Source organism: Streptomyces sp. NPDC003247, assembly GCF_042888135.1.
Classification (GTDB): Bacteria; Actinomycetota; Actinomycetes; order Streptomycetales; family Streptomycetaceae; genus Streptomyces.
Genome location: NZ_JBIAPF010000010.1, coordinates 25,960 through 49,669, shown reverse-complemented (window position 1 = coordinate 49,669; position 23,710 = coordinate 25,960). Strand labels below are relative to the sequence as shown.

Annotated in this window: 20 protein-coding genes and 2 pseudogenes; 15 read left to right on the top strand and 7 right to left on the bottom strand. The window is 70.8% G+C overall.

The window, feature by feature from the left end:
• The first annotated feature begins 2 nt into the window (after positions 1-2).
• Positions 3-434 carry a putative quinol monooxygenase gene (locus tag ACFYWQ_RS30085; RefSeq protein WP_389520649.1) on the top strand — a complete coding sequence of 144 codons (432 nt, stop codon included), beginning with the start codon at positions 3-5 and terminating at the stop codon, positions 432-434.
• Between the two features lie 78 nt (positions 435-512).
• On the opposite strand, the gene ACFYWQ_RS30080 is transcribed toward ACFYWQ_RS30085, so the two are convergent.
• On the bottom strand, positions 513-941 hold the full coding sequence (locus ACFYWQ_RS30080) for a transposase (RefSeq protein ID WP_389520647.1): 429 nt from the start codon (positions 939-941) through the stop codon (positions 513-515).
• Positions 942-1,181: 240 nt separating this feature from the next.
• On the opposite strand from ACFYWQ_RS30080, the gene ACFYWQ_RS30075 reads away from it, so the two are divergent.
• The gene (locus tag ACFYWQ_RS30075) at positions 1,182-2,132 is read left to right on the top strand and encodes an RNA-binding protein (RefSeq protein WP_389520646.1); all 951 of its coding nucleotides are present in this window, start codon (positions 1,182-1,184) and stop codon (positions 2,130-2,132) included.
• 540 nt (positions 2,133-2,672) lie between these two features.
• Here the strand turns inward: ACFYWQ_RS30075 and ACFYWQ_RS30070 are convergent.
• The 3 genes and pseudogenes from ACFYWQ_RS30070 to ACFYWQ_RS30060 all read right to left on the bottom strand — a co-directional run.
• Positions 2,673-2,864 (bottom strand): annotated as a pseudogene (locus ACFYWQ_RS30070) (NAD-dependent malic enzyme); the annotation flags it as partial.
• A gap of 99 nt (positions 2,865-2,963) precedes the next feature.
• Positions 2,964-4,340: a cation:dicarboxylate symporter family transporter gene (locus ACFYWQ_RS30065; RefSeq protein WP_389520644.1), complete on the bottom strand. Its 1,377-nt coding sequence runs from the start codon at positions 4,338-4,340 to the stop codon at positions 2,964-2,966.
• A gap of 142 nt (positions 4,341-4,482) precedes the next feature.
• Positions 4,483-5,108 (bottom strand): annotated as a pseudogene (locus ACFYWQ_RS30060) (enolase C-terminal domain-like protein).
• A 647-nt stretch (positions 5,109-5,755) separates the two neighbouring features.
• On the opposite strand from ACFYWQ_RS30060, the gene ACFYWQ_RS30055 reads away from it, so the two are divergent.
• The 10 genes from ACFYWQ_RS30055 to ACFYWQ_RS30010 all read left to right on the top strand — a co-directional run bounded on the left by ACFYWQ_RS30055 (position 5,756) and on the right by ACFYWQ_RS30010 (position 16,883).
• Positions 5,756-6,439 (top strand): GntR family transcriptional regulator, encoded by a 684-nt coding sequence (locus ACFYWQ_RS30055; RefSeq protein ID WP_389520642.1) that lies wholly within the window; start codon positions 5,756-5,758, stop codon positions 6,437-6,439.
• Between the two features lie 7 nt (positions 6,440-6,446).
• Positions 6,447-7,349 (top strand): LysR family transcriptional regulator, encoded by a 903-nt coding sequence (locus tag ACFYWQ_RS30050; protein WP_389520640.1) that lies wholly within the window; start codon positions 6,447-6,449, stop codon positions 7,347-7,349.
• A gap of 57 nt (positions 7,350-7,406) precedes the next feature.
• Entirely contained in the window at positions 7,407-8,465 is a 1,059-nt protein-coding gene (locus ACFYWQ_RS30045) for a tartrate dehydrogenase (protein WP_389520638.1), read from the top strand.
• A gap of 190 nt (positions 8,466-8,655) precedes the next feature.
• A complete protein-coding gene (gene dctA, locus ACFYWQ_RS30040; RefSeq protein ID WP_389520637.1) occupies positions 8,656-10,032 on the top strand; it encodes a C4-dicarboxylate transporter DctA in 1,377 nt (458 codons plus the stop codon).
• A 343-nt stretch (positions 10,033-10,375) separates the two neighbouring features.
• Positions 10,376-11,056: an IclR family transcriptional regulator gene (locus tag ACFYWQ_RS30035; protein WP_389520635.1), complete on the top strand. Its 681-nt coding sequence runs from the start codon at positions 10,376-10,378 to the stop codon at positions 11,054-11,056.
• Between the two features lie 85 nt (positions 11,057-11,141).
• Positions 11,142-11,276 carry a hypothetical protein gene (locus ACFYWQ_RS30030; protein WP_389520633.1) on the top strand — a complete coding sequence of 45 codons (135 nt, stop codon included), beginning with the start codon at positions 11,142-11,144 and terminating at the stop codon, positions 11,274-11,276.
• A gap of 459 nt (positions 11,277-11,735) precedes the next feature.
• A complete protein-coding gene (locus ACFYWQ_RS30025; RefSeq protein WP_389520632.1) occupies positions 11,736-13,436 on the top strand; it encodes a bifunctional 3-(3-hydroxy-phenyl)propionate/3-hydroxycinnamic acid hydroxylase in 1,701 nt (566 codons plus the stop codon).
• Positions 13,372-14,316 carry a 3-carboxyethylcatechol 2,3-dioxygenase gene (locus tag ACFYWQ_RS30020; RefSeq protein WP_389520630.1) on the top strand — a complete coding sequence of 315 codons (945 nt, stop codon included), beginning with the start codon at positions 13,372-13,374 and terminating at the stop codon, positions 14,314-14,316. The genes ACFYWQ_RS30025 and ACFYWQ_RS30020 overlap by 65 nt, the downstream gene beginning before the upstream one ends.
• Positions 14,317-14,361: 45 nt before the next feature.
• Positions 14,362-15,234, top strand: a complete 873-nt coding sequence (locus tag ACFYWQ_RS30015) for an alpha/beta fold hydrolase (protein WP_389520629.1) — start codon at positions 14,362-14,364, stop codon at positions 15,232-15,234.
• A gap of 281 nt (positions 15,235-15,515) precedes the next feature.
• Entirely contained in the window at positions 15,516-16,883 is a 1,368-nt protein-coding gene (locus ACFYWQ_RS30010) for an MFS transporter (protein ID WP_389520627.1), read from the top strand.
• Positions 16,884-17,025: 142 nt separating this feature from the next.
• Here ACFYWQ_RS30010 and ACFYWQ_RS30005 read toward each other — a convergent pair whose 3' ends face one another.
• The 3 genes from ACFYWQ_RS30005 to ACFYWQ_RS29995 all read right to left on the bottom strand — a co-directional run bounded on the left by ACFYWQ_RS30005 (position 17,026) and on the right by ACFYWQ_RS29995 (position 20,051).
• Complete coding sequence (locus ACFYWQ_RS30005) at positions 17,026-17,565, bottom strand: acyl-CoA dehydrogenase family protein (RefSeq protein WP_389520625.1); 540 nt, start codon at positions 17,563-17,565, stop codon at positions 17,026-17,028.
• A gap of 12 nt (positions 17,566-17,577) precedes the next feature.
• Entirely contained in the window at positions 17,578-18,627 is a 1,050-nt protein-coding gene (locus ACFYWQ_RS30000; RefSeq protein WP_389520624.1) for an amidohydrolase family protein, read from the bottom strand.
• A 791-nt stretch (positions 18,628-19,418) separates the two neighbouring features.
• Complete coding sequence (locus ACFYWQ_RS29995; protein ID WP_389520622.1) at positions 19,419-20,051, bottom strand: TetR family transcriptional regulator; 633 nt, start codon at positions 20,049-20,051, stop codon at positions 19,419-19,421.
• Positions 20,052-20,181: 130 nt separating this feature from the next.
• On the opposite strand from ACFYWQ_RS29995, the gene ACFYWQ_RS29990 reads away from it, so the two are divergent.
• The 3 genes from ACFYWQ_RS29990 to ACFYWQ_RS29980 are packed head-to-tail and all read left to right on the top strand — an operon-like array spanning position 20,182 to position 23,691.
• Positions 20,182-21,789: a bifunctional 3-(3-hydroxy-phenyl)propionate/3-hydroxycinnamic acid hydroxylase gene (locus tag ACFYWQ_RS29990; protein WP_389520620.1), complete on the top strand. Its 1,608-nt coding sequence runs from the start codon at positions 20,182-20,184 to the stop codon at positions 21,787-21,789.
• 13 nt (positions 21,790-21,802) lie between these two features.
• Complete coding sequence (locus tag ACFYWQ_RS29985; RefSeq protein ID WP_389520618.1) at positions 21,803-22,678, top strand: alpha/beta fold hydrolase; 876 nt, start codon at positions 21,803-21,805, stop codon at positions 22,676-22,678.
• The gene (locus ACFYWQ_RS29980) at positions 22,675-23,691 is read left to right on the top strand and encodes a VOC family protein (RefSeq protein ID WP_389520616.1); all 1,017 of its coding nucleotides are present in this window, start codon (positions 22,675-22,677) and stop codon (positions 23,689-23,691) included. Before ACFYWQ_RS29985 ends, ACFYWQ_RS29980 begins: the two co-directional genes overlap by 4 nt.
• The last annotated feature ends 19 nt before the right edge of the window (positions 23,692-23,710 follow it).

The window sequence follows — 23,710 nt, the reverse complement described above, 5'->3', positions numbered from 1 at the left end:
CCGTGGGAACGGTCTGCCTGACGGTGTTGCCAAAGATCAGCGGCTCGGGGCGGCAGGCCGCCTGGCCGCCGACGGCCAGCTCACCGACGCACGGGCTCAGCGTCGAGGTGTCGTCCTCGGTCGCCGTGGCGGAGCTGTACCGCCACACCGTCCGGATCGAGGCCCGGCCGGGACACGAGGAGGAGGTTCAGACCGCGATAACCGCGGCACTCACGGACGTCGAGCAAGAACCAGGCACCACCGTTCGGCTCGCACTCCGCCTCGGTCCCACCACCTTCGCCGTCGTCGACGCCTTCCCCGACCAGGAGGCCCGCCAGGAACACCTGGAAGCCGGCCGCGCCCGCCTGGCCCGACTCCCCGAGCTGCTCGCGCAGCCGCCGACGATCGAATACACCAACATCCTCGCAGCCAAGATCCCCGGAAGCACCCGCTGAGTGACCATCAGCACATCGCCCGACTCGGTGCCCGAACGACACCAACCAGTCCACAGGAACTGACAATTACTCCATCTCTCATTTGGCGTGTACGTCTTCCAGGACCGAGCGTCCGCCGAGGCATGGTGGGAGATGCCCGACGAGTATGTCTGTGGGTTCGACGCCCTGGCCGGACCGTTGCGCATGACGGTGCAGGCGGCGGCAGCCGGCGAGCCAGGACATGGTGCGTTCGATGGTCCATCGGCGGCGGCTCAGCCGCTGCGAGGACTCGATTCCCTCGCGGGCGATGCGGTGGGTGATCCCGCGCTGGCGTAACCATCGCCGCAGGTGGTTGTAGTCGTATCCCTTGTCGGCGTGGAGCTTGCCCGGCTTGCGCCGTCGTCGGCCGTGGCGAGGCGGATCGGCGGTATGCCTTTCACCAGAGGAATCAGGGCCTGGCTGTCGTGCAGGTTCGCCCCCCGAGATCACGACGGACAAGGGCAGACCGGTCCGTTTGGTGATAAACATGGACGGCTCCTCACGTACGGGCGGCCCCGCCGATCGCGGCGGCCTTGGAAGTGATCCTCAGCGCGCCGGCCTGTGGACAGAGTCCGCGCACCGACGCCGAGCGGACTCGCCTCGTCGGCGCTGAGACGGTCGATGACAGTCGGCAGATGGTCGACGGTAGTTGGCGTGTGATGCTCTGTGCGTGTCGGAAGCGGAACTGGAAACTACGCTGGCACCCCTTCCGTCCCTCCAAGGAGCAGTGTGCCGCCGTCCTTCGTGCACCGGATTGCCAAGTACGACCCCGCCGACCGCGACGAGCACGGCCGCTACACCGGCGTCGAGGACACGGTCAGCGACCACGGGCCTGTCGAAGCGGCGTACCTGGCGGCGATCGCCGCCTTTGCGGAGGCCTCGGACATCGACCGGTTGGAAATCCGCGAACCTGCGGTCACCGGCTTCGTCCACTTCGGTGTGCAGCCGCCGGTTGAGGGGCACGGCCTCGGCGGGCTTTTCCCGCCCGACCTCACCGGCTACCACGACGGGGCCGAGGTCCCCCTTCCGGTCGCCCTGGAACTGGTCCGGGCCATGCTCCGCGACCAGGGTGCCTGGTGCCGGCTGGAGGTGGGAGATGTGTTCACCGTGCATGTCGGGTGGGACCAGTATGTGTACGTGGGCAGCGATCGGCCCTGCGTGGACGCCGTGGCCCGTACACGGGAACTCGGCCTCTTTCCGGAACCGCTGACGGCCTCGCCCTATGCGGCTGAGGTCGACGAAGCGGAAGTGATAGAGCCAGCCGACGAGGACTTCTGGACTCGCGTGCGCACCGCGCTTGCCTCGCGGCAGACGTTGCTCCTCGAGGAGACCTACGTCCGCAACGCCGCACGCTGGCACCGCCTCACACCGGAGAGTCTCGACACAGTGCGCGCCGGTCTCGGCCCGCGCGCCCTGCTGACCGTCTGGCCTGACCTGACCCCGGACGTCGGCGCCGTCCGTGCCGCGCTGCCCGAGGAGGGACCCGTGGAGTTCGTCTGGGAGGCGCAAGACGGGATGATCAGTTCCGCGATCGTCGACGACACCGAGTACCAGGAGCTCGCCACCCAAGTGGCCGATGCGCGAGCGGCCTGCGTCCTGCCCTTGTCCCTCGACGAACGCCACCCGCTGCTCTGTGCTGTCCTGCCGGACAGCGACGGCGTGCTGCGCGCCCGATGGTGACCCGGTTCGCGGCGGCCACCGGGTCTTCACCGTGGTCCAGCTGCCGGTGACGTAGGCCGACGATAGCCACCGACCGGGGCTCGAAGCGGCGTGTACTGGGCCTGGTGCACGGGCGGGTCACGGTGATCGGTGCCAGGCGCCGGTCCGGATTGGGCTCGGGAGCGGGGGCGGGTGCCGGCGCCGGGACTGTGGTGAGGGAGCGGCGGGGCCGGGTTCCGCTTGTACGTCGTGCGGGGGGGCGTGGTCTGTTGTTCGGCGAGTTTGCGAAGAAGCCGGGCGCGGCCGTCCTCGACCGCGTGGCCTTCGGTGAAGACTTTGCTGAACGTTTTCATGACGGCGTCCGCGCCGGTGGGGCGGGCGGTGTGAGGGGCCGTGTCCGGCCGGCGTGCGGCGTGCTCCGCCAGGACTGGGGTTGCGGGGCGGGCGGTGGGCTGGAGCCGTGCTGTCTCTTCGGTGGCTTCGGTGCGGGCGTCGTCGAGGAGTCGGTTGAAGCGGTCGACGTACGTGACCAAGCTGTGGGACCTGGTCGACTGGGAAGACGGCGTGCGCGGCGGAGCCGGCGGCGATGGTGACGTCGATACCGAGACGGTCGGCGTCGGAGGATACGACGTCGAGAGCGGTCACCGAGCCGCCCAGCGCCTCCATGGCGGCTGTCAGCCGCGAGACGGCGTTGCCGGCCGCCGGAACTTCGAGCCGGATGGTCATCGAACAGGAGACGCTGGGCGTGCTCATGGGGTGGGTCCTCATCTGTCCTGATGCGCGGCGGCGTGGGGAGCCGCCGCGCAGGTCATGGGTATGACGTCCGGGGGTGCCCGCGCTCGGCGGCCCCGGTCACTTGCCTGCGTGCATCTTGGCGGTGCCGGCCGCGGCCTCGGCCCCGGTCCCGTCGTCGGCCGCAGCGGCGGGCAGCGGGGTGGCCTCGCCGGACTTCAGGACCTTGCGGGCCCGCTCCGTGTCGATGTCGTTCTCCCACTTGCCGATCACGATGGTGGCCACCGCGTTGCCGAGCACGTTGATGAAGACGCGGCCCTCGTTGAGGATCCGGTCGATGCCGACGATCAGGGAGAGCGCCGCCAGCGGGATGTGCCCGACAGCGGTGACGGTGCTGGCCAGCACGATGAACGCGCCGCCCGCGATGCCGGCGGTGCCCTTGCTGGTGAGCATCATGACACCGACCATGATCAGCTGCTGCTGCCAGGACAGGTCGATGCCCACGGCCTGGGCCAGGAACAGGGAGGCCATGGTGAGGTAGACCGCGGAGCCGTCCAGGTTGAAGGAGAAACCCGACGGGATGACGATGCCGACCACCGGACGGCCGATGCCGAGCGTCTCCAGCTTGCGCACGAGTTGCGGCAGGACGGCCTCGCTGGAGCAGGTGCTCAGCGCGACCAGCAGTTCCGCCTTGAGGAAGCGCATCAGGCCGAACAGGCTCAGCCGGCAGGCCCGCATGATCGCGCCGAGCACGACCAGGACGTAGACGACACACGTCGCGGTGAACAGGATGATCAGGTAGCCGAGCTGCTTGAGGCTCCCGGCGCCGTAGGTGGCGACCACGGTGGCCAGGGCGCCGAAGGTGCCCAGCGGTGCCAGGCGCATCACCCAGCCCACGATCCGGAAGACGACGTCCGACAGCGCCTTGATGCCCCGGGTGAGCGGCGCGCCGTCCTCGCCGGCCATGTTCAGGGCGACGCCGAAGACGATGGAGACCATCAGCGCGGCCAGGATCGCGTCACCGGTGATCGCGCCCAGCAGGGAGGCGGGGATCAGGGAGGAGACGAAGCCGGTGAGGGTGGCGTGTTCGGTGGCGGTGTCGGGGACGTCGTCGGCGTCGAGCGAGGCAGGGTCGACCTGGAGGCCGGAACCGGGCTGGAAGATGTTGGCGACCACCAGGCCGATCAGCATGGACACCAGGGACAGCACCAGGAAGTAGCCGATCGCCTTCACACCGATCCGGCCCGCCTTGCGCAGGTTGTCCATGGAGGCGATGCCGGTGGTGACGACGCAGAAGACGACCGGGACCACGATCATCTTGACCAGGGCGATGAACCAGTCGTTGAGCGGCTTGAGTTCCTCGCCGAACCCGGGCGCCAGGATGCCGACGGCGATACCGAGGACCGCGGCCAGCACGACCTGGAACCACAGCTCACGCAGCAGACGGTTCAGCCGTGACCGCTGCGGGCGGCCGGCGGCAGTAGTAGTGGATGTCATCGTTGGTGCTCCCTTGCACGACGATCGTGTCTGGCCCTGTCCCGTGGGGGGTGTGCACGGGGGACGCGAAGCGGCTCGCGTCCCCCGGGGTCGTGTCCGGCGCCTTGCGGAGCTGCGCCGTCACGGTGCGATGTGGCAGCGGTCAGCTGTGCAGGTCGCGCAGCACCTTGTGGAAGGCGGCCTTGGCCTCGAAGCCGATGCCGGGGATGTCGGTCAGGCCGACGCGGCTCTTCTCCACGACGGCGTCGTCGGCGAAGCCGCCGGTGGGCTGGAACTCGCCCGGGTAGGACTCGTTGCCGCCGAGCTTGAGGGCGGCGGCGATGTGCAGGGAGAACTGGTGCCCGCCGTGCGGGATACAGCGCCGCGAGGACCAGCCGTGCTGCTTGAGCATGTCCTGGATGCGCAGGTACTCCACCAGGCCGTAGGAGAGCGCGGGGTCGAACTGGAGGGTGTCGCGGTCGGGGCGCAGGCCGCCGTAGCGGATCAGGTTGCGGGCGTCCTGGAGGGAGAAGAGGTTCTCGCCGGTGGCGATGGAACCGGCGTAGTGCTCGGCGACGGTGGCGTTGAGGTGGTAGTCCAGCGGGTCGCCGATCTCCTCGTACCAGAACAGCCCGTACGGCTCGATGGCCCGGCCGTACTTAGGGCGGTGGCGAGGTCGAAGCGGCCGTTGACGTCGACGGCGAGGCGGGAGCCGTCACCGCCGAGAACGTCGATGACGGCCTCGATGCGGCGCAGGTCCTCGGCCAGGTCGGCGCCGCCGATCTTCATCTTGACGACGTCGTAGCCCAGGTCGAGGAAGCGGCGCATCTCGTCCTGGAGGTCGGTGAGGGTCTTGCCGGGGGCGTAGTAGCCGCCGGCGGCGTAGACGAAGACGGAGTCGTCGGGCTGTCCGTCGCCGTAGCGCTCGGACAGGTACCGGTACAGCGGCTTGCCCTCGATCTTGGAGGCGAGGTCGAACAGGGCCATGTCGACGACGCCGACGGCGACCGAGCGCTCGCCGTGGCCGCCGGGCTTCTCGTTGTTCATCATCACGTCCCACGCCTTGGCGTGGTCGAAGCGGCCCTGTTCGTCCAGGAGACCGCCGGGCTCGGCGGCGGTCAGGCGGGGCAGGATCCGGCGGCGCAGGATCTCGCCGGCGCTGTAGCGGCCGTTGGAGTTGAAGCCGTAGCCCACGACCGGCTTGCCGTCGCGGATGACGTCGCTCTCGATCGCCACGATCGAGCAGTCCATGGAGGAGAAGTCGATCCAGGCGTTGCGGATCGAGGAGCTGATCGGGACGACGCCCTCGTACACGTTGGTGATCTTCACGAAGCACCTTTCTCATATCTTATAAGTTGCGTCGGTGTTAGGCTGAGGTGACATCACGGGAACTGTCAAGAGGGGTGCGAGCACCCGGGAAGGATTTTCGGGGGGCGATGGCCGACACGAATCTCTTCGTCAGCAAGAGTGACTACGCCTACGCGGAACTGCGCGGACAGATCCTGTCGGGGGCGCTTCCCGCCGGGGCGCGGCTCGCGCAGTACGACCTCGCGGAGTCGCTGAACATGAGCATCACGCCGCTGCGCGAGGCCATCCGCCGCCTCAGCAGCGAGGGCCTGGTCACCGTCGAGACCCACCGCGACGTCCGGGTGTCCACCATGAGCTCGGACGAGGCCCGGCAGCTGTTCGAGGTACGCCTGTCCCTGGACCCCACGGCCGCGGAACTCGCCGCCCGGCGCCGCACCGATGAGGACATCGCCCTCATGCGGTCCGCCGTCGCGCGGCTGCTGCCCGTCACCCGCCAGTGGGGCGAAGAGGCACTCACCGCCCACCGCACCTTCCACCAGGCGCTCTACCGCGCCTCGCACAACGACGTCCTCATCCGTCTGCTGGACGACCTGTGGGACAAGTCCGACCGCTACCGGCGCCTCGGCCTCGAACTCCCGCCCGGCGACGAACCCCGCACCCGCGACCTCCAGGAACACCACCAGCTCGTCGACCTCATCGAGGACGGCCGGGCCGCCGAGGCCGCTCAGCTGATGCGCGACCACATCACCCACAGCCTCACCGCCACCGCCATCAGCGCCCTGGAGGACCGCGAAGGCGCCCACACGGGCTGAGGCGCCGATGGACATCCGCCAGCTGGAGTACTTCCTGGCAATCGTCGACTCGGGCGGCTTCAACCGGGCCGCCGCCGCCCTGTACGTCTCGCAGCCGTCCCTGTCCCAGGCGGTGCGGGCGCTGGAGCACGACCTGGGCTCCGAGCTCTTCCACCGGATCGGCCGGCGGGCCGTGCTCACCGAGGCGGGCCGGGCGCTGATCGAACCGGCCAGGGCCGCCGTCCGCAGCCTGGAGACCGCGCGGGCGAGCGTCGCCTCCGTCCACGAACTGCGCACCGGCCGCCTGGACGTGGCGTCCATGCCGTCCCAGGCGGTGGAGCCGCTCACCACGCTCATCGGCGCCTTCAGCGACCGTCACCCCGGTGTGGTCGTCGCCGTGAAGGCGGTCTTCACCACGCGGGACGTCATCGACGCGGTGCGGACCGGCGCCGTGGAGCTGGGTCTGCTGGCCACGGCGGGGCGGCTGCCGGAGAAGGAGGTCGCCACCGTCGCGCTCGGGGAGCAGCGCTTCGTGCTCCTCGTCCCGCCCGGCGACCCGCTCGCGGGGCGGGAGAGCGTGGCGTGCGAGGAGCTGTCCGGACGGCGGCTGATCGTGGGCCAGCCCGGGACGGGGATGCGCGCCTACGTCGACTCGCTGCGCGAGCGGGGTGTCGCCTACGACGTGGCGGCGGAGATCGAGCACCGGGTGGCCCTGCTGCCCCTGGTGCTCGCCGGGGTCGGCCTCGCGGTGGTCACGGAGTCCTGGCGCCGGCTGGCCCGGCAGGCGGGCGCCCACGTCCTGGACATCGAGCCGGCCACCGCCCTCAACGTCGGCCTGGTCAGTCGCCGGGGTCCGCTGTCCCCGGCCGCGGCGGCGTTCCTGGCCGTGGCGGGCGGAGCCCTGACAGACGCTGATAAGCGCGGCTTATAAGCGAGATCCGATCTGCGTCTTGGACGCGGTACGTCACTCGTTGCTGCAATCGACGCCATGACGAACCACCGCATCGCCCTGATTCCCGGCGACGGCATTGGCGCCGAGGTACTGCCCCCTGCCCAGCAGGTCCTCGACGTCCTCGGCCGCCGCCACGGCTTCACCCTCAGCTACACCTCCTACGACGACTGGTCGTGCGAGCGGTACCTGCGCGAAGGCGCGATGATGCCGGAGGACGGCATCGACCAGCTCCGCGACAAGGACGCCATCCTGCTGGGCGCGGTGGGCTACCCCGGAGTTCCCGACCACGTCTCGCTGTGGGGCCTGCTCATCCCGATCCGCCGCAGCTTCCGCCAGTACGTCAACCTCCGGCCCATCCGCGTCTTCGAGGGCATCGACAGCCCGGTGCGCGGCGCGGTGGCGGGCGACGTCGACTTCGTCGTGGTCCGCGAGAACGTCGAGGGCGAGTACAGCGAGGTCGGCGGCCGGCTCAACCGGGGCTTCGAGGACGAGATGGCCGTACAGGAGGCCGTCTTCACCCGGGCCGGCGTCACCCGCGTCCTGGACTACGCCTTCGACCTCGCCGCCCGGCGCGGGGGCCGCCTGACCTCCGCCACCAAGTCGAACGGCATCGTGCACACCATGCCGTTCTGGGACCAGCTGGTCGCCGAACGTGGCGCGCACTTCCCCGACGTGACCTGGGACCAGGAGCACATCGACGCCCTCGCGGCCAAGTTCGTCCTGGAGCCCGCCCGCTTCGACGTCGTCGTCGGCTCCAACCTCTTCGGCGACATCCTCAGCGACCTCGCCGCCGCCGTAGCCGGTTCCATCGGCATCGCCCCGGCCGCCAACCTCAATCCGGAGCGGGAGTTCCCCTCCATGTTCGAGCCGGTGCACGGCTCCGCGCCCGACATCGCGGGTCAGGGCATCGCCAACCCGCTGGGCGCGATCTGGTCGGCGGCCATGATGCTCGACCACCTCGGACACCCGCAGGCGGCCAAGGACATCACCGACGCGATCGCCGCCGTGCTGGCCAAGACCGACGTACGCACCCGCGACCTCGGCGGCACCGCCACCACCGCGGAGTTCACCGACAAACTGCTCGAACTGCTCTAGAGCGTCGGTCCGACGGCAGGGTCTGACCGCCACCGCGGACCGGTGGCCGCGGTGGCACGGACGATGCCGCCGCGGCCCCGGGCGCCCGCCGCCCCACCCTTCTCCGAGCCGCGCGTCCTCCACCGCCGCTCCCGCTCAGGGAGCCGACCCGCGTCCCGGCTGCGCCCGTTCCTCAATGAGGAGAAACGACATGGCAGCACCCGCAACACCCGCACCACCGTCCCCCACCGACGAGCCGAAGAAGCCCTGGTACCGGCAGCTGTACTTCTGGGTCCTGACCGCCATCGTCACCGGTGTCCTCACCGGCTGGCTGTGGCCCTCGGCCGGCACCGCCCTGGAACCGGTCGGCACCACCTTCGTCGCCGCCATCAAAATGCTGATCACGCCGATCGTCTTCCTGACCATCGTGGCCGGCATCGGCAGCGTCGACAGCCTCGGCCGGGTCGGCCGCGTCGGCCTCAAATCCCTGCTCTACTTCCAGGCCGGCACCCTGGCCGCCCTGCTGGTCGGCCTCCTCGCCGTCAACCTCTTCCAGCCCGGCGCCGGCGTCCACGCCCACCCGGGCGACCTCCACCTGGAGGGCGACGCGAGCCAGTACGTCAAGGACGGGCAGAACCAGGACTGGTGGCACTTCCTCACCGACCTCGTCCCCACCAGCGCGGTCGGCGCCTTCGCCGAGGGCAACATCCTCCAGGTCATCTTCTTCTCGGTCCTCTTCGGCATCGCCCTGCAAGCCGTCGGCCCCGTCGGCGAACCGATCGTCGACGCCGTCCAACGCCTCAGCACCGTCGTCTTCAAGATCCTGCACTACGTCATGCTCGCCGCCCCCGTGGGAGCCTTCGGTGCCATGGCCTACACCATCGGCGAGTACGGCATCTCCACCCTCACCAGCCTGGGCCGGCTCATCGGACTCTTCTACGGCACGTCCGCGTTCTTCGTGATCGTCGTCCTGGGCACCGTCACCGCCGCCCTGCGGATCAACATCTTCCGGCTGCTGCGCTACCTGCGCGAAGAGTTCGTCCTGGTGCTGGGCACCTCGTCCTCCGAGAGCGCCCTGCCGCGCCTGATGGCCAAGCTCGAAGGACTCGGCATCCGCCGCGACATCGTCGGCCTGACCGTCCCCACCGGGTACTCCTTCAACCTCGACGGCAGTTCCCTCTACCTCTCCCTGGCCGCCGTCTACATCGCCCAGGCCACCGACACCCCGCTCAGCATCGGCCAGCAGCTCGGCCTGCTCGCCGTCATGATCCTCACCTCCAAGGGCTCGGGCGGTATCACCGGCGCCGGGTTCATCGCGCTGGCCGCCACGCTCTCCACCGTCGGCACCGTTCCCGCCGCCGGCATCATGCTGATCTTCGGTATCGACAAGTTCATGTCCGAGTGCCGCGCTCTGACCAACCTGGCCGGCAACGGTGTCGCGACGCTGGTCGTCGCCCGCTGGGAGAAGGCCCTCGACACCGCGCACGTCAACAAGGTCCTGCACGCCCGCAAGAAGTCACCGCCGGCCGAGGAGGAACGGCACCCGAGTCCTGATGACGTGGCGGACCGGCTGCCCACGGGGGCCTGACCGCAACCGAATGTCTCCCGGGCCTCTGTCGCGCCGGTCCGGGAGGGGCATGCGCCAAACGCGCATGCGGATCCGGGCCCGGCGGTCTTCCCGCCGGGCCCGGAGAGACAGCCGGACACGGAGTCCGGCGCCCGTCAGCCTAGAGGCAGCCGGACGTCCACCTCACCCGGGCCGACGGTGATGCCCCGAGCGTCCTCACAGTGCAGGCGCACGGGTGACGAGACCGGTAAATCCACAGGCGCACCGGTCGGCGGCGCCACCTGACGACCGTGACCGAGTTGATCGGCGCGGTCGATAGGATGCCCAGGTGAGTGAGCAGCGGACGGAACGGAAATCGAGCCGGGTGGCAGGATCCCAGACCCTGGCTCGCGGACTGTCGGCGCTGCGGCTCATCGCCGACTCGCCGCAGGGTCTCCCCGTCCAGGAGGTCGCCGACCGGCTGGACGTCCACCGCACCATCGCCTACCGCATCCTGACCACGCTGACCGAGTTCCACCTGGTTTCACGCGGCTCCGACGGGCGTTACCGGGTCGGTGTCGAGACGGTCGCCCTCGCCCGGGGCTACGCGGCGGGACTGCGGGAGACCGCCATTCCCGTACTCCGGCGTGCGGCCGACGAACTCGGCGCGACCGTCGCCCTGATCGCCGAGGAGGGCGACGAGGCCGTGGCGGTGGCCGTGGTGGAACCCCGCTCGGTCAACTACCACCTCTCCTACCGCGTCGGCAGCCGCAACCCCCTCGGGGTGGGAGCGGCCGGCCTCGCCCTCGCGTCCCTGCACCCGCCCCTGCCGGGGGACCCGGCCGAGCTGGCCGAAGTGCGGCGCCAGGGCTACGCGAGCACGTACGGCCAGGTGGAACCGGGCGCGTACGGCGTGGCCGTACCGCTCCGCCTCCCCGACCCGGCGACCAGGCTCTGCGTCAACCTCATCACCTCCCGCGAGGACGTGGCGCGCGGTGCCGTGGCACGGATGACGGCGACCGCCGAGGAGATCCGAGCGGCCGCCACCGGCGAGGCCGACGCCTGACGGTCCGCGCGAGTGGCGGGCCCTGACGACCTTGCGTGTACTGGGCGAAGACCCGGTCAGCCGTTCTTCGGCCGGAGGAACGCCCATGCCCTCGCACGCCCGGATCGACACCCACCAGCACATCGTTCCCCCGGCCTACGCCGACTGGCTGGACGGCAAGGGGATCAGCGCAGGAGGCCTGCCCATCCCTCACTGGTCGGCGGCCGCCGCGATCGCCTGATGGACGACCGACACGGCGCTGACCGCCGGCGCCAACGCGCTGCCCGGCCTGCTCGCCTTCGCCGACCCGTCCCACATCACCTCCGGCAGTGACTGGCCCTACGCGCCCGCCGAGCGATCAAAGCAGTTCGCCCAGTACCTGGACGCCTACGACCTGGACCCACAGACCCGCCGGGCCGTCGACCGGACCCGCCGGGCCGTCGACCGGGGCACTGCGGAAACGCTCTTCCCCAGGCTGTCCCAAGGGTGACGGGCGGCTGACGCACGCCGGCTGACACGGCGGGTCCCGGAAGCTCCGGGGCCCGCCGTTGTCGATCCCGCGGGCAGGCCGGCACCGCATCCGGCATGGTCAAGGCCTTGACAACCGGCAACCACACCCCTGACGCTTCTAAATAACGCACGCATGAGAGCGTTATATGCACTCCATGGGTCGTTCCGGTTACGTCAGGAGATCCCGCGCATGCCCCACCCAGCCCTCACCGATGCCCAGCCCTCCTTCGATGTCGTGATCGTCGGAGCCGGCCCGACCGGCCTCACCCTCGCCAACCAGCTCGGCCTCTTCGGCGTGCGCACCCTGCTCGTCGAGGCGGAGGAGAAACTGATCGACTACCCGCGCGGCGTCGGCATGGACGACGAGAGCCTGCGCGCCTTCCAGCAGATCGGGCTGGTCGAGGAGATCCGCCGGCACACCACCCCGCACCAGATCATGCGGTTCGTCAACGGACGCGGGACCCTGCTCGCGGAACTGGATCCGCGGACCGACGAGTTCGGCTGGCCCCGGCGCAACGGCTTCGTTCAGCCGCTGGTGGACGCCGAGTTGTTCGCGGGCACCCGCCGGTTCGAGACCGTGGAAGTGCGGTTCGGCCACCGCATGGAGCGCTTCACGGAAGTCCGTGACGGCGTCGACATCGATCTCATCGGACCCGACGGCGTACCCCTCACCGTGCGCGCCGGATACCTGGTCGGGGCCGACGGGGGCCGCAGCCTCACCCGCAAGGCGCTCGGCCTGCCCTTCGAGGGCACCACCGAGCCGACCCGCTGGCTGGTCGTCGACCTGCGCAACGACCCACTCGGCAGCCCCAACGCCTACATGGGCTGCGACCCGGCCCGGCCCTACGTGTCGATCGGCCTGCCGCACGGCATCCGCCGCTTCGAGTTCCTGCTCTTCCCGCACGAGGACCAGGCGTTCGCCGACGACGACGCCAACCTTCACGCGGTGCTGGCTCCGCTGATCCCCGCCCCCTCGACCGCCGACGTCATCCGCCGCCGCGTCTACACGCACAACTCCCGCGTCGCCGGCACCTTCCGCAAGGGCCGGGTGATGGTCGCCGGTGACGCAGCCCATCTGATGCCGGTCTGGCAGGGGCAGGGCTTCAACAGCGGTATCCGGGACGCCGTGAACCTGGGCTGGAAACTCGCCTGCGTCGTCCGGGGCGCCGCGAGCGAACGGCTGCTGGACTCGTACGACAGCGAGCGGCGCCGCCACGCCGCGGCGATGGTCGACCTCTCCGACAAGGCCGGCAAGGTCATCTCGCCCACCAACCGCCTGGTCGCCGGGGTTCGCGACGCCGTCTTCCGCGGGCTGAACGTCGTCCCGGCCGCGAAGGACTACGTCGCTCAGATGCGCTTCAAGCCGATGCCGTCCTACGAGCGGGGAGCGGTGGTCCACCCGGGGCGGCCTCTGAAGGGCGCCCCGTGCGTGGGCCGGCTGTTCATCCAGCCGCGTGTCGCCACCCGGGACGGCGCCGAGGCGCTGCTGGACGACGTGACGGGTCCCTGGTTCACCGTCCTGGCGTGGAACAACGATCCCCTGGCGGTCCTCGACGACGAGGCCGCCGGGATCTGGCGCCGACTCGGGGCGCGGTTCGTCGAGGCGCGGCCGATGTGCCAGTTGCACTGGACCGGTGGCGAGCACTCCGGGGCCACGGTCGTCGGCGATCTCGACGGTCGCCTGAAGTCATGGTTCGACCAGCGCCCGGAATCCGTCGTCTTCCTGCGCCCCGACCGTTTCGTCGCCGGCGCCGCCCTCGCCCAGAACGCCTCGTCACTCACCCGCCGCCTCACCGACGCGCTCCACCTGATCCCCGGAGGTCCCGATGTCACTCGCCCTGTGCTGCCTGTCGCACTCCCCGTTGATGGAGTACGTGCAACCACCGGGTGACGTCCGCGCCCGGGTCGACACCGCTCTCGCCGGAGCTCGGGCGTTCACCCGCGATTTCGACCCCGAACTCGTCGTCATCTTCGCGCCCGACCACTACAACGGCTTCTTCTACGACATGATGCCGCCCTTCTGCATCGGCGGCCGGGCCCACGCGATCGGCGACTTCAAGACCCCCGAGGGCCCGCTCTCCGTCGACCACGCAGCCGCCCTCGCGATCACCGAAGCCGCGCTCGCCGACGGCGTCGACACCGCCCTGTCCGAGGACATGGTCGTCGATCACGGCTTCTCGCAGCCGCTGGACCTCCTGCTCGGCGGCATCGACGCGCTGCCGGTGGTGCCGGTGTTCATCAATTCCGTCGCCGAACCGCTGGTTCCCGTCCGCCGCATCCGCGCCCTCGGTGAGGCGATCGGCCGGGCCGCCGCGGGGCTGGGCAAGCGGGTACTGGTGATCGGCTCGGGCGGTCTCTCGCACGACCCGCCGGTGCCGCGGATGGCCGAGGCGGACACCGCGGAGAAGGTGGCCCGGCTGATCAACAACCGCAACCCCGGTGACGAGGCCCGGGCCGCGCGCCAAGCCCGCACCATCGCCGCCGCCGAGGCGTTCGCCAAGGGCGAGTCGGACATGCACCCACTCAACCCCGACTGGGACAACCTGGTCCTGGACGTCCTCGGCGACCCGGCCCGGCGCACCGAGACCGACGCGTGGAGCAATGCCTGGTTCGCCGAGCAGGCCGGCAACTCCGCGCACGAAGTGCGCACCTGGATCGCCGCTCACGCGGCCCTGTCCGCGGTCGGCCCCTACCAGGTCACCAGCCGTTTCTACGAAGCCATCGAGGCGTGGATCGCGGGTTTCGCGGTCACCACCGCCGTCACCGTCTGAAGCCCCCCGCAGCGCCGTCGAGCCCCTCGCACAACTGGAGTGAACATGTCCGCGATCTACCCGTCCGTCTGGCTCGGCTTCTCCCAGACGCCCTTCGCACTGAAGCAGGTCCAGGTCGGCCGGTGGAGCACCAGGGTGCTGACCGCCGGGCCGGCCGACGGTGAGGCGCTGGTGCTGATGCACGGCACCGGAGGCCACCTGGAGACCTACGCGCACAACGTCAAGGCGTTCACCGACGCCGGCCACCGCGTGATCGCCTACGACTTCCCCGGCCACGCCGGCACCACCCACGCCACCGAGGATCTCGAACTCCCGCAGTACGTCGATCACTTGCTCGGTCTGCTGGACGTCCTCGGCATCGAGAAGGCCCACCTCACCGGCGAGTCGCTCGGCGGCTGGGTCGCCATCAAGTTCGCCGCCCGCTACCCCGACCGCACATTGAAGATCATCCCCAATACGCCGGGCGGCACCATGTCCCGCCCCGAGGTGATGGAGAAGATCCGCACCCTCAGCCAGGCCGCTGCGGACGACCCGTCGTACGAGCGGGTCAAGGCCCGCCTGGAATGGCTGATGGCCGACCCGGCCACCGTCACCGAGGAGCTGATCGCCACCCGCCGAGCCCACTACTCCCGCCCCGGCTACGCGGACTCGGCCCGGCACATCCTGTGTTTGCAGGACCCGGAGATCCGGCGCCGCAATCTGATCACCGACGAGGAACTCGCCGCCGTCAAGGCCCCCGCCCTGGTGGTGTGGAGCTCCGACGACCCCTCCGGGCCGGCGGCGGCAGGTATGGACATGGCCGAGAAGATGCCCGGCGGGCGCTTCGCTCTGGTCGAGAACGCCGGTCACTGGCCCCAGTGGGAGCAGGCCGAGTTCTTCAACGGCCTGGTGGTGTCCTTCCTGGCCGAGGAAGGCTGACCCGGACCAGGCGCGGCGGAGGAGCGGACTGGATCGACGGGCGGCGTGACTGCCGGTTGCGAAGGCACCGGCCGGCCACGCCGCCCGTCGGCATGCCCGCACACCTGCCGGGAGGCGGCGTGAACGGCCTGCTTCCCGACCCTTGACAGGGCTATGACTCCCCCGCAGGGTGTGTGCGATATCAGAACGAGTGAGTGCGCAATATGCACTACTCGGAGTCGTCCTCCCGTGCCGCAGTGGCCCCCGCCCGCGCACGGTGCCTTCCGCTCAAGGAGCCGCAGTTGTCCACCGCCGACGTCACGCAACGTTCCGCGACCCGTCGGGTCGCCCTGTCCAGCTTCCTCGGCAGCGCCATCGAGTTCTACGACTTCCTTCTCTACGGAGCAGCCGCCTCCCTCGTCTTCAACCAGCTGTTCTTCACCGACCTCGACCCGCTCGCCGGCACCATCGCCTCCTTCGGCACCCTCGCCGCCGGATACGTCGCCCGGCCGCTCGGCGGCATCGTGTTCGGCCACTTCGGCGACCGGGTGGGCCGCAAGTCCATGCTGGTGCTGACCATGACGCTGATGGGCGTGGCCAGCTTCGTCATCGGCGTGCTGCCCACCTACGAGCAGATCGGCAGCTGGGCACCGGTGCTGCTGATCGCCGCACGGCTGCTCCAGGGCGTCGCCGTCGGCGGGGAATGGGGCGGTGCCGCACTGATGGCACTGGAGCACGCCCGGACCGAACGGCGCGGACTGGCCGCCAGCTTCGCCAACATGGGCGGACCCGCCGGCGCGGTCCTGGCCACCGCCGTGTTCGCCGCCTTCTCGGCCCTGCCGGAGGACGACTTCCTGGCCTGGGGCTGGCGCGTGCCGTTCCTGCTCAGCGTCGTCCTGCTCGGCGTCGGGCTGTTCGTCCGCATGAAGGTCACCGAGAGCCCGCTGTTCGAGGAGGCCCGACAGGCCGCCACCCGGAAGGACACCGTCGGATCCACCGAAGCCCCGCTGCTGACCGTCCTGCGTCGCCACCCCCGCAACATCGCTTTCGCGGCCCTCGGCGGCTGCGGCGCGCTGGTCCTCCAGTCGCTGCTGGCCACCTTCCTGCTCAGCTACGCGCTCCAGATCGGCTACGACCGCTCCACCGTGCTGACCGCGCAGACCGTGTCGTCGGCGCTGCACATCGTCACCATCCCGGCCTTCGCCGCGCTGTCCGACCGGATCGGCCGCAAGCCGGTCATGATCTGCGGAGCCCTTGCCTCCGCGCTCGCGGCCTTCCCGCTCTTCTGGCTCGTCAACAGTGGCTCCGCCACGCTGCTCACCCTCGCCTACCTCCTGGGCAACCCGATACTCCAGGCATCCATGTACGGACCGATGGCGGCCTTCATCAGCGAGATGTTCGGCACCCGAGCCCGCTACACCGGCGCCTCGCTCGGCTACCAGCTCGCCACGACGCTCGGCGCGGGACTCGCGCCGCTGATCGCGACCAGCCTGCTGACGGCCGCCGGAGGGGGCCGCAACACGGGCACCGTCTCACTCTTCATCGCGGTCGTGTGTCTGGTGAGCGCGGTGGCGATCGCGCTCACACGTGAGACCCACCGCGCGGACATCGGTACACCAGGGGCTGCCCGGACGTCGGCCGACACCGTCCCGGCCGGTCCGGTTTCCTGACGCCGCCTTCGGCCCGTGCGGCGTGCGGTGTCCGTGGCCGTGGGGGAGACGACAGCGACCCCGGCCAGGGGTGGGACCGGGGTCGTGTCGGGGCTCCTGCCGCCACCGGTGCGGTAGGTCGCGGCAGGAGTGCTCAGGCAGGTCAGACCAGGACGCGTACGCCGGTCGGCAGCCCGAACCGGTCGCGGGACCGGCCTTCGTCAATGCCGTCGGCGACGTTGCACAGGTGGTTCATCGCGGCGTGGACGTCGCGCCAGTGGCGCTGGAGGGGCTGGTCGAGGCGGAGGGAGCCGCCGCCGGCCCGGCGGAAGAGGCCGTCGACGGCGTCGGTGGCGCGGCGGGAGGCACGGACCTGGTTGCGGCGGGCCTCGGCCCGGGCCTCGATGGCGATGGTCCGGCCCGCGAGGGTGTCCTCGTACATCCGGTCCATGGTGGCCAGCAGGTGGGTACGGCTGGCATCCAGGTCGGCGGCCGCTTCGCCCAGGCTGGAGAGCTGGTGCGGGTCCTCGGCGGCCCGGCTGCCGACGATGGTGATGCGCCGGCGGGTGTAGGCCAGGAAAGCGGCGAGCGCGCCCTCGGCGATACCGAGGGTGGCGGCGCTGATCGCGCTCGAGAACATGACGCCGAACGGCATCGCGTACTCGGTCCGATCGTCGGACCTGTCGTGGGGGAGGGTGGACATGAAGGACCTGTCTCAGTCGGTGCCGGGCTGGAGGAGTTTGAAGACCAGACGCGCGGCGGTGCGCTGGGCCGCCTGGCGCAGGCGCACCGGGGCCGGGAGGGCTGGGGACGGTGGCGGGGGAGTGGCGGCCAGACGGGGGAAGAGCGCTTCGGCGTTGGTCCGGTTGACGGCCTTGAGCGTGTCCGGTTGGACGTTGCTGTCGAGGCCGCTCGCGAAGTACTGGCCCGCGGGAGTGGGGGCGAAGGGCCAGTCGCTGCCGAAGAGGACGTGTCCGGGGCGGGCGAAGGCGAGGAGGGTGGGCAGGGCGGCGGGGCTGGAGGACAGGGCGGTGTCGAAGTAGAAGGAGCGGAAGTCGTCCAGTACGTCGAGCGGGCTGCGCGCGGTGTCGTCGGCGATGGTGATGGCCATGCGGTGCGAGGAGTAGGGGACGAAGCCGCCGGCGTGGCTGAGGATGAACCGGACGTTCGGATAGCGCCGCGGGATGCCGTTGCGGACCAGGAGGTAGGCGGCGCGGGTGGTGTCCAGCAGGAAGTCGGCGGCGAAGGCGGGAATGCCGTCGACCGGGGGAGCGGGCAGTTCCGCCGGGTGCACGAAGACCACCGCGCCGCGGTCGTTCAGCGTGCGCCACAGTTCGTCCTGGCCGTCGGCACCGAGGTAGGTGCCCCGGTTGTTGGCGAGCAGGGTGACGCCGTCGGCCCGCAGGTCGTCCAGCGCCCGCGCGGCCTCGACGGCGGAGGCGTCGGCGTCGGGCATGGGCAGGGTGGCGAAGAAGCCGAAGCGGCCCGGGTGCCCGGTGGTCAGGGTGGCGGAGTGGTCGTTGAGGCGTCGGGCCAGGCCGGCGGCCTCCTCGGGATCGGTGAGGAATCCGGCGCCGGGCGTGGACACGGAGACGATCGACGTGGCGGTGTCGAGCAGGTCCATCAGTCGCAGTGCCGACTCGGGGCTCCAGTCGGGCAGGGCCCGGCCGCCGGCGTCGGTGATGCCGGCCCGGGCGAGCTCGTCGCGGTAGAAGCCGGGCACCACGTGCTGGTGGACGTCGATGCGCTGTGCCGAAGGGGACATGAAGCGGCCTTTCATGCGGTCTACGGGGTGCGGCGGGGGAAGGCGTGTCGTCCCGGCCGGCGACCGTGCGCTGCCGACTCACGCGACGAGCAGGCTCGGCATCGGCGCGCGGGGCGCCCGAGGAGTCCGGCGGGGCGACGGCGGAAGGCCTCCTGGGAGACCGGGAGAGGAGAGCGGAGGCAGAGCGAGTCGCGAGCCTGGCTTTCTCGACGTCTCAGGCGGACCGGAGGGCGGCCTGTCGTCGGATGAAGGACACCGGCACCGGGCCGAGGACTCCGCATCGGGCCTCCGCCTTCCGGCCGGTGCCGGTGAAGGAAGCGGGGGTCATGGTGCCGCGCGGGATCACCTGCCCGGGAGCCGGTCCGATACCGCAGGCTGCGAGGACGCCGGCCGGCCGGGCGACTGCGGCGGCGGGATGCCCAGGACCTCCTTGCCGCTGCCGGTCGCCACGCGATGTCCGTCGACGGGCAGGTTCACCCTGACCGCCGTGGGAGTGCGACGCGCGGGGCGCAGCGGCGGGCGGCGCGTACGGGGCCTGCGCCGCGGTGGACCATGTCGTCCGGCAGGTGTCCGAAGTCCGGCTCGTGCACGCCGGGGAACTGCTGCACCGGGGCGGAGGTGAGTCCGGCCTTGTGGCCGGTCACCGTCGTTCCGGCGGCCGGGCGGCGGGCGATGCCGTCCCGCTGGACGGTGCAGGCGTCGGCGGGACCGAGGCCGGGCCCCGGTCGTGGGGAGCGGTTCGACCAGTGCCGTGCGGTGGTCGGCCTCCTCGCGTTGCCGGCCGGCCGGGCTCATGCCTTGTTCCTCGCCGCCATGCGCGTCGCCGCGTCGTAGATCAGCTGGGCGTGCAGTTCGAACATCGCCACCAGGTCGACGGCGTCACCGTTGATCTCCCGCTGCACGAACAGTCCGTCACCGCCCGCGATGGCGTAGGTCGTCAGGGTCTGGACGGCCTCTTCGTCCAGGCCCGGGACGAGCGCCTCGGCCATCTCGGCGATCTTCGCGCGCGCGATGTCGCGGACCTGGAGGAACACCGTCCGGCCGCGGGGTTCGGCAGGGCGTCGTTCCAGCGCGAGCATCAGGCCGAGACGGAGGAAGTCGGGGGCGTCGATCAACGACTTCGCCACGTTCCCCGCCATGGTGGTGACCCGCTCCAGCGGGGTGCCCGTCTCGGCGCCGGGAAGTTCGACCGCGGCCAGCCAGGTGTCGAAGCTGCGCTCGATGACGGCGGCGATCAGGTCGTCCTTGTCCTTGAAGTGCCAGTAGATCGAGCTGGCGGGCAGTCCGCACTTGGCGCTGACGGCCGCGATGGACGTGCCCTCGTACCCGCGCTCGCCCGCGATCTCCACGGTGGCGTCGAGGATGCGCTGCCGCGACTCCACCCCGTTCGCGCGCTTCTTGCGGGTCGTCTGCGGCTTCGTCATGGCAGGTGCCCCTCCTGGTGTGCGCTGCGCGCCGGCTACTTGACCGTCTCCGGCGACGAGCCTACCGTAGCACCCGCTCCAATTGGAGTGAGCGCTACATCAACAGCATGACCGACAGTGAGGTGGCCTGATGGGCGAGATCAGCGCCGGGACCAGAGCCGAAGACAGTTCCTACGACGTGGCGGTGATCGGTTACGGACCCACGGGCGTGACCGCGGCGAACCTGCTGGGCGCCATGGGCCTGCGCGTCGTCGTCCTGGAGCGGGACGCCGAGATCTACACGCGCGCCCGAGCCATCTCCACCGACGAGGAGGTCGTGCGCATCTGGCAGCGGATCGGCCTGGCCGAGCGGCTCAAGCAGGACATGCTGACCGAGCGGCCCGTGGACTTCGTCGACGCGAACGGCCGCGCGTTCCTCAGCGCGCACCCCACCCCGCGCGGGCACGGCCATCCGCCGCAGATGTTCATCTACCAGCCGGCGCTGGAGCAGGTCCTGCGCGACGGCACGGACCGCTACCCGAACGTGCAGGTCCTGTTGCGCCACGAGTGCCTGCGCCTGCGCCAGGATGCCGACGGGGTGGAACTGACGGTGGTCGGCACGGCCGACGACTCCGTCCACCGGCTGCGCGCCTCCTACGTGATCGCGGCCGACGGCGGCTCCAGCCTCACCCGCGCCCAGCTGAACATCGGCTACGAGGGCACGACGTACGAGGACCGCTGGGTGGTCATCGACACGAGGATGCTCAAGCCCTGGCCGGACCACGACAAGCTGCGCTTCCACTGCGATCCGGCCCGTCCCGCCGTGGACTGCCCGACCCCGCTCGGCCACCACCGGTGGGAGTTCCCGATCCTGCCCGGCGACGACGAGAAGCAGCTGACCACCGAGGAGGCCGTGTACCGGCTGGTGGCCCGGTACGGCATCTCCCGCGACAGCGTCGAGGTCCTGCGCGCCACCGTCTACAGCCACCACGTGCGCTTCGCCACCCGTTTCCGCATGGGCCGGGTCTTCCTCGCCGGTGACGCAGCCCACGCCATGCCGCCGTGGATCGGGCAGGGCATGGCCGCCGGCGTGCGCGACGTGGCCAACCTCTGCTGGAAACTCGACGCCGTCCTGCGCGGCGAACTGCCCGAGACCGTGCTCGACAGCTACGAGGCCGAGCGCAAACCGCACGTCAAGGAGGTCACGAAGCGGGCGGTGTTCGTCGGCCGGATCATCACCGAACGCCGTCCGCCGGTCGCCCGCGTCCGCAACGGCGCGCTGCGCGCCCTGGACCGCGTACCGGGCTTCGGCGACCGGATGCAGGACGCGAACTGGATTCCCGTCGCCCGCTACGCGGCCGGCCTGCAGGCCCGCCCCCGCACCAGGGCGACCGGCCACCAGGTTCCCCAGCCCTGGGTCACCGGCCCCGACGGCACCCGCGTCCGCCTCGACGACGCGCTCGGCGGCCGCTGGCTCCTCCTGCACGCGCGCACGGCCACGCCCCAGCCCGCCTGGAGCCTGCCCGGCGTCCCCTCCCTCACCGTCACACCCGTCGGCTCCCGGCCGGCCGAGGGAACCCTCGTCGACAGCGACGGCGTCCTGCTGCCCTGGATGACCAGGCACAAGGCGGCCACGCTCGCCCTGCGCCCCGACGCCTACGTCTACGCGGCGGCTTCCGAGGGCTCCCCCCTCCCGCCGCCACCCCGCGGCTTCACGCCGTCCACGACCTCCCGCCCGACCGCGTCCACCGCCCAGTGAGGACACCGGCACCATGACGACGACACCGACCGGCCTGCCGACGATGCAGGAGACGACGTACGACATCGGCGGAAGGAAGATCTTCGCCGCGGAGACCGGCGACGGCCCGCCGGTCCTGCTGCTGCACGGCGGCGGTCCCGGGGCCTCGGGCGTCTCCAACTACGCCCGCAACATCGCGGAACTGGCCAAGGAGTACCGCGTCATCGTCCCCGACCTGCCCGGCTACGGCCGCAGCACCAAAGGCATCGACGGCACCGACCCGTTCGGCGACCTCGCCGGCGGCATCCGCGGCCTCCTCGACGCGCTCGACCTGGCAAAGGCCCACCTGGTGGGCAACTCCTACGGCGGCGCCTGCGCACTGCGCCTCGCCCTGGACACCCCCGAACGAGTCGACCGCATGGTGCTGATGGGACCCGGCGGGATCGGCACCACCCGAGCCCTGCCCACCCCCGGCCTCACCAGCCTCCTGAACTACTACACGGGCGACGGGCCCTCGCGCTCGAAGCTGGAGAGGTTCATCCGCCACTTCCTGGTCTTCAACGCCGCCGACGTGCCGGACTCCGCCATCGACGAACGCTACGAGGCGAGCATCGACCCAGAGGTCATCGCCTCGCCGCCGCTGCGCCGCCCGTCGGGCCCGGGTGCGCTGCGCACCCTCTGGAAGACGGACTTCACCCGCGACGCGCGACTGAACCGGCTGCCCGTCCCCACCCTCGTCCTGTGGGGCGCGGCCGACAAGGTCAACCGGCCGTCCGGCGGCCCCATGCTGGCCGACCGGATGCCCGACTGCGACCTCTACCTGGTCGCCAACACCGGCCACTGGGTGCAGTTCGAACGCGCCGACCTCTTCAACCGTCTGTGCGCCGGCTTCCTGGCAGGCCGCCGATGACCACCGCCACCGCCACCGCCTCCGTCTTCGGGGCCGTCCACCTCGGCTACGTCGTCATCGAGACCGACCGCTTCGCCGACTGGCGCCGCTTCGGCACCGACGCGATCGGCATGCACCACGACGCCCTCTCTCACGACCTCATGCGCTTCCGGCTCGACGACCAGGAGTGCCGCTTCCTGCTCCGCCGCGGCCCGGCCGAGGACGTCGTCGCCACCGGATGGCACATCGACGACCACACCTCCTTCGAGCGGATCGAGGCCCGTATCCGGGCCCACGGCGTGCCCGTCGTCCAGGGCTCCGAGGAGGAGGCGGCCGTGCGCGGAGTGGAGCGCCTGCTGCGCTTCCCCGGCCCCAAGGGCATCACCCAGGAGATCTACACCACCCCCCGGCTGTCCCCCGAGCCGCTGCGGATGCTCGCCTCCGGATTCGTCACCGGTGACTCCGGCATGGGACACGTGGCGATCACCTCCACCAAACCCGCCCGGTTGCGCGGCTACTTCAGCACCGTCTTCGACGCCCGGCTCACCGACTGCATCGACGAGACCATCAGCGGCGTGAAGCTCAAGATCCGCTTCCTGCGCGTCAACGAACGCCACCACTCCATCGCCGTCGCCGCGACCCAGGGCCTGCCGATCGACCCGATCCGCACCCGCGTCCAGCACCTCAACATCCAGGCCGCCACCCTCGACGACATCGCCCAGAGCTACCAGCGCGTCCACGAACTCGGCTTCGACATGGCGCTCTCCGTCGGTCAGCACACCAACGACAAGGAGCTGTCCTACTACGCCCGCACGCCCTCCGGCTTCGAATGGGAGGTCGGCTGGAACCCTCTCGTCATCGACGAGGACACCTGGGAACCCACCACCCACCAGGGCATCAGTATCTGGGGACATCTCCCGGTCGGCCAGACCATCGTGGACAAGCTCGCCCGGTTCCGAGCCGGCGTCCGCTCGCTGGCCCGTACCGAGGACACCGTGCCGGCACTCAGCGGTGCGGGAATCCCCGACGAGTGACCACCGTGCGGGAACAGCC